The following is an 11,948-nucleotide window of genomic DNA, read 5'->3' on the forward strand; positions in this document are numbered from 1 at the left end:
AAAGCTTTTTGAATCCTGCAATTTTACATCCAAAAGTTCAGCAATTTATTACTGATAATTTAAAGTCTAACATTACAAAACTGATTTTAAAAGGCAGTTCTTTTGATGCTATTTCAATTCAAGAGTTGGCAAATCAAATTGTTGCAAAACAAAAATCGGAATACAAACTACCTACTTGGTTTTCTACCAAAAATATGTATTATCCACCCATAATTAGTATTGAGCAAACTTCGTCAGAAATTACGGCAAAGTATAAATCAGCATTAGTTTCAGGAAATTCAATTATCGATATTACAGGCGGTTTTGGTGTAGATTGTTTTTATTTTTCTAAGCAATTTAAAAAAGTAACTCACTGTGAAATTAACACAGACTTATCAACAATTGTAAAACACAATTATCAACAATTAAAAACAGAAAATATAACCACTTTTTCTGGTGATGGATTCGAATTTTTAAAAAACAATAATCACAATTTTGATTGTATTTATATAGATCCATCAAGAAGAAATGATCTAAAAGGAAAAGTTTTTTTATTAAAAGATTGTTTGCCAAATGTGCCAGAAAATTTAGAATTTTTGTTTTCTAAGACCCATACAATTCTTATTAAAAATTCACCCATTTTAGATATTACAAGTGCTATTAATGAGTTGCAATTTGTAAAAGAAATTCATATTGTAGCTGTAAATAACGAAGTAAAAGAAGTACTGTTTTTATTAGAAAAAGGTTATAAAAATGCCATCGAAATTAAAACTATAAATATTGGTAAAAAGAATATTCAGTTTTTTAATTTTACTTATCAAGAACAAGTTTTATCAATATATTCTAAACCTCTTTCTTATTTGTATGAACCCAATGCTGCCATTTTAAAATCAGGCGGATTTCATCAAATTTCGCATCAATTGAAAGTCTATAAACTTCAACAACATTCACATTTATATACATCAGAAAAACCGATTAATTTTCCTGGAAGAGTTTTTAAAGTTGATCAAATTTTTCCATACAATAAGAAAAAAATGAAAAGTTATTTAAACAATAACAAAGCAAATATTACTACTAGAAATTTTCCAAAAACGGTAGCACAAATTAGAAAAGAAACTAAAATAAAAGAGGGTGGTAATGTATATTTATTCTTTACAACGCTCAATAATAATGAGTATGTTGTTATAGTTTGTAAAAAAATAAATTAGTGTATTTATAATGCTTGTTTTATTGTTAATAAATTAACTTCCTCATTTTTAGTGTATAATAAATTTTTTTATTAAATTAGTGGCGCGTTTAGGTGTTTTATTATTAGGGGTATAAAACACTTGAATATAAAGTCTCGAATTTACTTTCGGGACTTTTGTTTTTTATGAACTACTTTTTTCAGTAAGTTTGTATAAGAAGTTCAACTCTTTAAGTATGCAAACGTTAACCTATCAAGCAGTAAAAATTAACAAAAACACGTCAACACAAATTAAAGACGTTTTGGTGGTAGAAGCTCCTTTGCAAATTAATATAAATGGCGAACCTTACACTGTGGTAATGAGAACTCCAGATGATGATATAGAGTTAATTAGAGGGTTGCTATTTGCTGAAGATATTTACAAAAATCACAAAAATAGCAGTCATTTTAAGCATCAAATTATTAAAGAAGAAAATAGTATTCCAACAATTATCAATGTAAATATTCCTGTTGATAAATTAGGAAAAGGCTACTTAAATAAAAGAACTTTACTATCAGTTTCTTCTTGTGGTATTTGCGGAAAAACAGCACTAAAAGATATAAAAGTTGATGGAGAAAAGTTAACAAACAACCATCATTTTTTAAGTGATGAATTGCAAGGTATGTACACTAAAATGGAAACTTTTCAGAAAACGTTTAATAGTTCTGGCGGAAGTCATGCTGCAGGAATTTTTAATAAAAAACAAGAGTTGTTAACTATTAAAGAAGATATTGGCAGACATAATGCTGTAGATAAAACTATTGGAGATTTATTGATTAAAAATAAGCTGAATGAAGCAAATTATTTGTTAGTGAGTGGTAGAGTTTCTTACGAAATTGTATCAAAATCATTTTTAGCAAAAATTCCAATAATTGTTGCAGTTTCTGCTTGTTCTTCTTTAGCGGTAGATTTTGCAAAAGAATTTGGTATTTGTTTAATTGGGTTTACAAGAAACCAAAAAATGACTGTTTATGCTAACCCATTAAAAGTTAAAACAAAAGTGTCTTATGTCTAAAAAAATACAAGAACAGCCACCAGAAAAGCGAACAGGAATTCATTTAAAAAAGGCACCAAAAACTTCTGCGGGTGTAAAAGGAATTACTTCTGCATTAACGCATATAAAAGACGAAGTTGGCATTTTTAGAGGAATAAAATTGCTATCAAAATTAAATCAAAAAAATGGTTTTGATTGCCCTGGTTGTGCGTGGCCAGATCCAGATGATAAAAGAGCTTTTTTAGCAGAATATTGCGAAAACGGTGCAAAAGCAGTGGCTGAAGAAGCCACAAAAAATAAAGTCTCTCCAATATTTTTTGCAACACATTCTGTACAAGAATTATCAGAATTATCAGATTATGAAATTGGTAAAAGCGGACGAATAACACACCCAATGTATTTGCCAGAAGGCGCAACTCATTATAAAGAAATTTCTTGGAATGATGCTTTTAAAATGATTGGGGATGAACTAAATACGCTAGATTCTCCTAATGAAGCTATTTTTTACACTTCAGGTAGAACAAGTAATGAAGCTGCTTTTTTATACCAATTGTTTGTAAGACAATTTGGTACAAATAATTTACCAGATTGTTCTAATATGTGTCACGAATCTAGTGGTGCTGCACTTTCAGAAACTCTAGGAATTGGCAAAGGTTCTGTAACTTTAAACGATTTTAATCATACAGATTTGGTCATTGTAATGGGTCAAAACCCAGGTACAAATCATCCAAGAATGTTAAGTGCATTATCTGAAACTAAAAAAAGAGGCGGAAAAATAATGACGATTAATCCGCTTCCAGAAGTTGGATTGATGAATTTTAAAGACCCTCAAAATCCATTAAAATGGATTGGAAAAGGGCAAGATTTAACAGATTTATTTTTACAAGTTAAAATTAATGGTGATGTGGCTTTGCTAAAAATTATTTTAAAATTGATGAAAGAACAAGAAACAGAAAATCCTGGTTCCGTTTTTAATCATCAATTTATAAAAGAAAAAACAGCGGGTTTAGACTCTCTTTTAAAAGATTTAGAAAACTATGCTATTAATGATTTATTGCTGCAAACTGGCTTGTCTTTAGAAGAAATAAAAGAAGCCGCAAATCTTATTATCAACAATGATAAAATTATTATTTGCTGGGCAATGGGTTTAACGCAACATAAAAATGCGGTCGATAATATTCGTGAAATCGTAAATATTTTATTATTAAAAGGAAGCATAGGTAAAAAAGGTGCAGGAACTTGCCCTGTTCGTGGGCATTCTAATGTACAAGGTGATAGAACAATGGGTATTTGGGAAAAACCTAAAGATGCTTTTTTAGATAATTTAGAAAAAGAATTCAGCTTTAAAGCTCCTAGAAAACACGGTTTTGATGTGGTTGATGCTATTGAAGCGATGCATCAGAAAAAAGCAAAAGTATTTTTTGGAATGGGAGGTAATTTTATTTCTGCAACACCAGACACAATTTATACTGCAAATGCTTTGCGCAATTGTAATTTAACGGTTCAGGTTTCAACAAAACTAAATAGAAGTCATTTAATTACAGGAAAAAAAGCATTGATTTTACCTTGTTTGGGTAGAACAGAAAAAGATTTTCAAGCTTCTGGAGAACAATTTGTATCTGTAGAAAACTCAATGGGAGTTGTGCATCAATCTAAAGGAACTCTAGAACCGTGTTCAAAAAAATTGTTAAGCGAACCAGCAATTGTTGCTAAACTTGCCAATGCAACTCTAAAAAAATCATCAACAAATTGGACGAAATTAATTTCTAATTACGATTTAATTCGCGATAAAATTGAAGCGACCATTCCTGGTTTTAAAGACTATAATAAACGGGTAAGAATGAAGGGAGGATTTTATTTGCCAAACAACGCAAGAGACAATAATTTTGCGCCAACAAAAACAGGTAAAGCTAATTTTAGTGTAAATAAACCCTCAGAAATTGAGTTAGAAAATAATCAATTTTTGATGATGACCATAAGAACGCACGATCAATACAATACTACAATCTATGGTTTAGATGATAGATATAGAGGCATTTTAAATGAAAGAAGAGTTATTCTAATGAATAAAGATGATATAAAATCTTTAGGATTAAAAAAGCTAGATTTAGTAGATTTAACAAGCCATTTTAACAATGAAAAAAGAAAAGCAAGTGGTTTTTTAGTAGTTCCTTACAATATTCCTAAACAATGTACAGCTACTTATTTTCCGGAAGCTAATGTGTTAGTTCCTATAAAAAGTAAGGCAGATATAAGCAATACACCTGCTTCTAAAACTGTAATTATTACCATTAAAAAAAGATAATTTCAACCAATGAAAAAGTTTATTTTCTTATTTGCACTTTTTAGTTCTCATCAATTTTTATTTTCTCAAACAGAAGAAATTCCTAAAAATATTGTACAAAAAGGATTTGGTAAAATAGATTTTTTATCTATAGATTTACCTTCAAATCCTCAAGGTTTAGACGACCCAAATATGGGATATACAGGAATTCATTATAACTTAATGTTAAATGATTGGATTTATGCTGGACTTGGAATTTATGGAGCAGTTTCTGGAAATAAAGGTGGTTTCTTTACTTTAGGAGTAAATGCAGGAATAAAGAAATACTTGTCTCATAAATTTTATTTAGATACTGGCTTTCATTTTGGTGGAGGTGGAGGTGTATCAGCACCAGATGGAGGAGGGGCGTTTATTTTACCTCATTTTAATTTTGGTTATGATTTTAAAAACTTCTCTATTAATAGTGGTTGGAGTTATGTAAACTTCTTTGATGGTGGAGCCATTAAAAGCCATCAATTAAATGTTGGGTTAGAAATACCTTTAGATTTTGATTACGCTAATTATAATTTTTCTGAAAAAGAAATTAGCATTCATAACTTAAAGAATTCAACTTGGAATAAAAAACCAAAGACAAACTCTTTAATGGTACATTTTAATAATTTAAAAGTTTTAAGTGAAGCAAAAGCAACAACTGGAGAAGTTTTAAAAGGAAAAACTATAAAATTAGCTGGCTTTGAACTTACTTCTTATTTAAATGATAATTGGTTTGCTTTTGTAAAAGTAGATGGTGCTTACAGTGGTATAAAAGCGGGTTATATGGATGTTTTTTTAGGTGGTGGATATCACTTGTCAATGAATAGAAATAGAACAAATATTTTAGCCAAATTTGGTATTGGTGCTGGTGGTGGTGGTGGTGTAGATTCTCAAGGTGGTTTTATGATTTATCCTGATGTATCTTTAGAGCAAAAATTATTTAACGATATTTATGTATCTATAAATAAAGGATATTTGTTAACGCCAAATAAAAAGTTTAACACTTCAACTTTTGGTGTTGGTTTAAAATATTACTTAGAAAGAAGTGGCGTTAAAAATGTAGATGCTTCTTTTTCTAAAGGAAAATTTAAAGGTTTTGAAGTTGTAGTGAAACAAGATTTATATTTTAAAGCCAAAAGAGATGATAATCCTACAGAAGATTTGCATCAAATTTCGCTTCAAATTAATGTTGATTTAAACAAAAATATATTTGTTGCTGGTCAAACTTCATTTGCAAATTTTGGAAACGCAGGGGCATATGCAGAAGGTTTAGTGGGTTTAGGATTAAAAACGAATTCATTATTTAACAATTCTACAACTTTATTTGCTCAGTTTTTAGGAGGAGCAGCTGGGGGTGGTAATATTAGTACAGGACAAGGATTAATCATAAAACCTAGTTTAGGAATTAATTACAAACTTTCAAACACTTTAAATATAAGAGGTGCAGGAGGTTTTGTAAAAGCAAAAGGCGGAACGTTAAGTAGCCCTTTTATCAATTTAGGAATAAAATATAGCATCTCGTTTTTGAAATTAAAATAATTTTATATATTTGCAACATCAATATCCCCTTATTGATGTACCCTCTTTTTAAAAATTTATAATTAAGTTCATAACCTGTTAGGTTTGTCTTAACGTGTTATAATTTATTAAAGTTCCCTAGCTTTATAAGTATTATTTAGTTGTGCTATTTTTTATAGTCAGTAGGAAATCTAAAATTTAAACTCCTCTACAAAGTTAGTTTCTGTTTGTTTATAAAATAATAGTGTTTTTTAATTGTAAAATATTTTATTATGAAAAAAGTATTATTTGCTTTAACATTTGTAGGGGTATTAGCAAGTTGCCAACCCGTAAAAACAGAATTAGAACATTACGAGTCTAATAAAACCAGTGTAGAAAAAGAATTTCCTAATTACCATATTACTTCTTTTAGACAGTTTAGTTATGTGTTTCAGGTGTCAAACCCAGAACATATAATTAAAGTTACTCTAGATAGAGATGCTAAAATAATTAAAAGAGATACTTTAAAAGTGTTTAGTTCTGTTGTAAAAAGATAACTACTCCCACAAGTATGTTTATAATGATATAACACCCCATCTATAGTGTTATGTTTAAGAGTAATCTTTTAAGGTTACTCTTTTTTACACCCTATTGTTTGGCCATTTAGTAAACTTGCAAAATTTACAGACTTAATAAATAAAAAAAGACTAACTATTTAATTATAGTTAGTCTAAAATTGTTATGAGTTAGCCCCTAATCTAACCAATAACATTAGTGTGCAAGTTAGAACTTATTTTAAAAATAAAAATAGGTATAAATACCTATTTTTTGTCAACTAAGTATTTACTAAAACTTTTGCCATTAATTTTGGTATACTTAGAATCTATATCATAAGCTACTTTCATATTTGTAATGTTAAAATCTCCAGATACTTTCATAAATTTTATATTTAAATCTTCTTTAAAATTAGTATTATTAAAAGAAACACCTTCATAAAATTCAGTATACTTAAAAATAGCAGAGTCTTTAAAAATGGCATTAGAAAAACTTACATTGTTATTAAATTTTGCATATTTAAAAGTTGCTACTTCATTAAAAACAGTGTTAGCAAAACTAATATCTTTATCGAATTTTGCATATTTAAATGTGCTATCGTCATTAAAAGAAGAACTAGAGAAATCTGAATTTCTTTCGAAACGAGAATATTTAAACATAGCTTTTCCTTCAAACTTACAGTCTTTAAAAATAGCAATATCTTCAAAACTAGCTACAAAAGTATAGCCACTATCTTCATCTGGTATATAAGCCAACACATTGTCTTTAAAGGTACAGTTTGTAAAAGAAATTTTAGTGTCAATTAATTTTTTTATAACATTGTTTGAGTTACTTCCCCACCAACTTCTTTTTCTTCTTTTAGGAAGCTTTTTTAAAGCTTCATCCATATATGTAAAATCTAATGTACCAACTATGGTAGCGTTATTAATTGTAATAGATTTTCCTGCCTTAATGTCTTCCATAATTTTAGAAGCCTTTACAGTTTTTTGTCCAAAAGTTATTGTTGAAACTAAAAATAAGCTGAGAGCAAAAAGAATAATTTTATTTTTCATTATCAAAAGTTTTAATTTGTTTATATATTAATGACACATTAAGTTTTTGTTTGTGACACTATTAATAAGGTAATTAAAAAAGTGATACAAATTTTATCATTTTTAGCATAAAATATCATCATAAAAAGAGATTGCTTGCACATTTTTTAAAAATCGATAAAAAGTGTTATTCTATTTGTAAAATGCTAGTTATATGATTTTTATCATCTTTAATTATCTAGTTTGATTATACATTTAAGGGTGCTTTAGACAAGCATATTTTTAAATAAAAATAATCAAATAAACATATTATGGAAATGTTACAAGATGTAAAACCGAGAGTGTATAAATTCGGGGATAAACAAGCTGATGGAAACAGCACAATGAAAAATCTGTTAGGAGGTAAAGGAGCTAATTTAGCAGAAATGAGCTCTATAGGAATTCCTGTTCCTCCAGGATTTACAATTACTACAGAAGTTTGTACAGAATATAATGAGTTAGGAGAATATTCTGTTATAGAAATGATTAGAAAAGAAGTTGAAGAATCTATTGAAAATATAGAGAATTTAATGGGTACTAAATTTGGTGATAAAGAAAACCCATTATTAGTTTCTGTGCGTTCTGGAGCAAGAGTTTCTATGCCTGGAATGATGGACACTGTGCTAAATTTAGGGATGAATGATGAGGTAGTTTTAGGTTTAGCAAAAAAAACAAATAACGATCAATTTGCTTGGGATTCTTACCGCCGTTTTATACAAATGTATGGTGGTGTTGTTTTAGGAATGAAACCAGCTTCAAAAGAAGATATAGATCCTTTTGAAGAAATTATGGAGCATTTAAAAGAAAAAAGAGGAATTGAATTAGATACTGAATTTACTATTCAAGATTTAAAAGATTTAGTATACGATTTTAAAGATGCCGTAAAAAAACGTACAGGTAAAGATTTCCCTACAAATCCTTGGGATCAACTCTGGGGAGCAGTAATTGCTGTTTTTAATAGTTGGAACGGAGATAGAGCTGTATATTATAGAAATATGAATGGTTTCCCTGCAGAATGGGGAACAGCTGTTAATGTTCAAGCAATGGTGTATGGTAATATGGGCGATAACTCTGGTACAGGAGTATGTTTTACACGTGATGCAGGTACAGGAGAAAACGTTTTTAATGGAGAATATTTAATTAATGCACAGGGAGAAGATGTTGTTGCTGGTGTTAGAACTCCACAACAAATTACAAAATTAGGATCTCAAAGATGGGCAGAATTAGCAAAAGTAGAAGAAGAAGATAGAATTGAAAAATATCCATCACTAGAAGAATTAATGCCTTCAATTTTTGAAGAGTTAAACGCTTATCAAGATACGCTAGAAAAGCATTACAGAGATATGCAAGATATGGAGTTTACAATGCAAGATGGTAAACTTTGGATTCTACAAACAAGAAATGGTAAAAGAACTGGTGCTGCAATGGTTAAAATTGCAATGGATTTACTAAAAGAGGGAATGATTGATGAAAAAGAAGCTTTATTATTGGTAGAACCTAATAAACTTGATGAATTATTGCACCCAGTTTTTGATGCTAATGCACTTAAAAGTGCAAATGTAATTGCGCAAGGTTTACCAGCTTCACCAGGGGCAGCAACTGGTAAAATTGTTTTCTTTGCTGATGAAGCAGATAAATACAAAAACAGTATTTTAGTTAGAATTGAAACTTCACCAGAAGATTTAGAAGGAATGAACATTGCCAAAGGAATTCTAACCGCTAGAGGTGGTATGACTTCTCACGCAGCTGTAGTTGCACGTGGTATGGGTAAATGTTGTATTTCTGGAGCTGGAGCTTTAAAAATCAACTATAAAACAAGAACACTTACTGTAGATGGTCATGAATACCATGAAGGAGATTGGATTTCTTTAAACGGTTCTACAGGTAATATTATAGAAGGTAAAGTAGCAACTATGGAACCTGAACTAAGTGGTGAATTTGCAGAACTAATGAAACTAGCAGATAAATATGCTCTTATGAAAGTTAGAACCAATGCAGATAGCCCTAAAGATGCAAAAATAGCTAGACAATTTGGAGCGCAAGGAATTGGTTTAACAAGAACAGAACATATGTTTTTTGAGTTAGATAGAATTAAAGCAATGCGCGAAATGATTTTGGCAGATACTGTAAAAGGTAGAAGACAAGCTCTAGAAGACTTATTACCAATGCAACGTGAAGACTTTGAAGGTATTTTTGAAGCTATGGAAGGTTTTCCTGTAACTATTCGTTTACTAGACCCACCTTTACATGAGTTTGTTCCTCATCAATTAGCAACTCAAAAAGACTTGGCAGAAGAAATGCATATTTCTTTACAAGCTGTAAAAAATAAAGTAGCAGAATTAGAGGAGTTTAACCCAATGTTAGGGCATAGAGGATGTAGATTAGGTAATACATATCCAGAAATTACAGAAATGCAAACTCGTGCAATTATTGAGGCTGCACTTAATTTAAAAGAAAAAGGTATTATTTGTATACCAGAAATAATGGTTCCTTTAATTGGTACCGTTAAAGAATTTGAAGCACAAGAAAATATTATTAGAAGTACAGCTAAAACTATTTTTGAAGAAAGAAATGAAAGTGTTGAATTCTTAGTAGGAACAATGATTGAAATACCAAGAGCAGCTTTAATGGCTAATAAAATTGCAGAAAAAGCAGATTTTTTCTCTTTTGGTACAAACGATTTAACACAAATGGCTTTTGGTTATTCTCGTGATGATGCTGGTAAATTCTTACCTATTTATATAGAAAAAGGAATTCTAAAAAACGATCCTTTTGAGGTCTTAGATCAAGAAGGTGTAGGACAATTAGTAAAAATGGGAACTGAAAGAGGTAGAAGTACAAAACCAAATTTAAAAGTTGGTATTTGTGGTGAACATGGAGGTGAGCCAAGTTCTGTAGAATTCTGTTATAATACAGGTATGAACTATGTTAGTTGTTCTCCTTATAGAGTGCCAATTGCAAGATTAGTTTCTGCACAAGCTGCCATTAAATCAATTAAGTAATATTTCCATAATTTAATTAGATTAAAGAAACCCAGAAACGTAATGTTTCTGGGTTTTAATTTTAAAAATTAAGAGAAAAAAGTTAGTAGAAATTTTGTTTTTTCAGTTGTTGAGGTAAACTGAATAGTTCCGTTATGAGCTTCCATAATACTTTTTGAAAGCGTTAAACCAATACCAGAACCATCTTTTCTGGTAGTAAAATAGGGTATAAAAATATTGTCTTTTATTTCTTCTGAAATTCCAATACCGTTATCAGAAATAGATAGATGTGTTCTTTTATTATCTGAAGTAATATTGATTGCTATTATTGGTTTTTCAATTCCTTCAAAAGCATACAAACAATTAGAAATTAGATTGATAATTACTTGCTCTATTTGTTGTTTATCAGCATTAATTGTAAATGAATCCGTAATTTTAAAATCGATTTCTATATTTTTTTGATTGAATTCTTGCTCAAAAAGCTGTAAGGTATTTTGTACCAATTCTGTTAAATTGATTTCTTTTTTTTGAGGTAAAGGCAATTCTGCCAATTTTCTATAGGTATCTACAAATGAAGTTAAATGATGCGAACGTCGTTTAATAATGTTTAATCCTTGCGATAATTCTTCGATAGTATCTTCGTCTGTATTTTCTTCTTGCAAAAGCGAATCTAAATTTTCTGCCAAACTACTAATAGGAGTAATGGTATTGATAATTTCGTGAGACATTACATTCATCAATTTAAACCAAGCTTCTTTTTCTTTTTTATCAATTAATTGCTGAATGGTTTCTAAAGACACAATTAAATACTCAAACTCATTGGTTTGTGTAACCGAAGTTTTTAAGAAAAAACTCTCTTTGTTATCATTTACATCAATGGTTACAGTGTGTTTTATTGCTTCCCATTTTGTTATAAAATCTGTGAGGGATCCAATTTTTCCTTTTAAAAGGTTCCAATTATAAAACTTCGGAATTTTTAAAAACGCTGTAAATGCTTTATTTATTTGAAAGACGTCAATATTTTCATCGCTATCTTTTCTTAAAATAAGAATTCCGATACTTAAACTTTCAATAATATTCGTGAAAATTAATTGTTCAGATGATTTTTGCAGACTTTGTTTTCTGTGTTTTTCTAATAATAAAGCGGTTTTATTGTGCAACGGATTTTTCCTTTTTTCTTTTGAAATGGTATTAGAATAATCGTCATATAATAGACAATCCATAGATTTTTCAATATCATTAAATAATTTTTTGAGATAGTCTATCAATAAAAATAGTTGAAAACAAAGTAATAGAGAAAAACCGATTGTATTTATTATATAGTTGTTT

General features: G+C 29.3%; 8 protein-coding genes. 6 read left to right on the forward strand and 2 right to left on the reverse strand.

All coding sequences use genetic code 11. From position 1 onward, the window contains the following. Positions 1–8: 8 nt before the first annotated feature. The 5 genes from ACY2RX_RS06615 to ACY2RX_RS06635 all read left to right on the forward strand — a co-directional run bounded on the left by ACY2RX_RS06615 (position 9) and on the right by ACY2RX_RS06635 (position 6,570). On the forward strand, positions 9–1,187 hold the full coding sequence (locus ACY2RX_RS06615; protein ID WP_490103182.1) for a class I SAM-dependent methyltransferase: 1,179 nt from the start codon (positions 9–11) through the stop codon (positions 1,185–1,187). 214 nt (positions 1,188–1,401) lie between these two features. Further along, a complete protein-coding gene (fdhD, locus tag ACY2RX_RS06620; RefSeq protein WP_490103183.1) occupies positions 1,402–2,220 on the forward strand; it encodes a formate dehydrogenase accessory sulfurtransferase FdhD in 819 nt (272 codons plus the stop codon). After that, positions 2,213–4,504: an FdhF/YdeP family oxidoreductase gene (locus ACY2RX_RS06625; protein ID WP_490103184.1), complete on the forward strand. Its 2,292-nt coding sequence runs from the start codon at positions 2,213–2,215 to the stop codon at positions 4,502–4,504. The genes fdhD and ACY2RX_RS06625 overlap by 8 nt, the downstream gene beginning before the upstream one ends. Before the next feature lie 9 nt (positions 4,505–4,513). Next, positions 4,514–6,055 (forward strand): hypothetical protein, encoded by a 1,542-nt coding sequence (locus tag ACY2RX_RS06630; protein WP_490103185.1) that lies wholly within the window; start codon positions 4,514–4,516, stop codon positions 6,053–6,055. Between the two features lie 251 nt (positions 6,056–6,306). Beyond that, a complete protein-coding gene (locus tag ACY2RX_RS06635) occupies positions 6,307–6,570 on the forward strand; it encodes a membrane lipoprotein lipid attachment site-containing protein (protein WP_490103186.1) in 264 nt (87 codons plus the stop codon). Between the two features lie 264 nt (positions 6,571–6,834). Here the strand turns inward: ACY2RX_RS06635 and ACY2RX_RS06640 are convergent, their stop codons facing one another. Next, positions 6,835–7,620 carry a pentapeptide repeat-containing protein gene (locus ACY2RX_RS06640; protein ID WP_490103187.1) on the reverse strand — a complete coding sequence of 262 codons (786 nt, stop codon included), beginning with the start codon at positions 7,618–7,620 and terminating at the stop codon, positions 6,835–6,837. Between the two features lie 290 nt (positions 7,621–7,910). Here ACY2RX_RS06640 and ppdK point away from each other — a divergent pair, with 290 nt between their 5' ends. Continuing rightward, positions 7,911–10,640: a pyruvate, phosphate dikinase gene (gene ppdK, locus ACY2RX_RS06645; protein ID WP_490103188.1), complete on the forward strand. Its 2,730-nt coding sequence runs from the start codon at positions 7,911–7,913 to the stop codon at positions 10,638–10,640. A gap of 68 nt (positions 10,641–10,708) precedes the next feature. Here the strand turns inward: ppdK and ACY2RX_RS06650 are convergent, their stop codons facing one another. Then, positions 10,709–11,887, reverse strand: a complete 1,179-nt coding sequence (locus ACY2RX_RS06650) for a sensor histidine kinase (protein WP_490103189.1) — start codon at positions 11,885–11,887, stop codon at positions 10,709–10,711. Positions 11,888–11,948: the final 61 nt, after the last annotated feature.

Source organism: Polaribacter sp. 2405UD43-2 (assembly GCF_058147125.1).

Excerpts from the sequence above, each read along its gene's own strand:
- fdhD (WP_490103183.1), top strand. The coding sequence starts at position 1,402 with ATGCAAACGTTAACCTATCAAGCAGTAAAAATTAACAAAAACACGTCA.
- ACY2RX_RS06625 (WP_490103184.1), top strand. The coding sequence starts at position 2,213 with ATGTCTAAAAAAATACAAGAACAGCCACCAGAAAAGCGAACAGGAATT.
- ACY2RX_RS06630 (WP_490103185.1), top strand. The coding sequence starts at position 4,514 with ATGAAAAAGTTTATTTTCTTATTTGCACTTTTTAGTTCTCATCAATTT.
- ACY2RX_RS06635 (WP_490103186.1), top strand. The coding sequence starts at position 6,307 with ATGAAAAAAGTATTATTTGCTTTAACATTTGTAGGGGTATTAGCAAGT.
- ACY2RX_RS06640 (WP_490103187.1), bottom strand. The coding sequence starts at position 7,620 with ATGAAAAATAAAATTATTCTTTTTGCTCTCAGCTTATTTTTAGTTTCA.
- ppdK (WP_490103188.1), top strand. The coding sequence starts at position 7,911 with ATGGAAATGTTACAAGATGTAAAACCGAGAGTGTATAAATTCGGGGAT.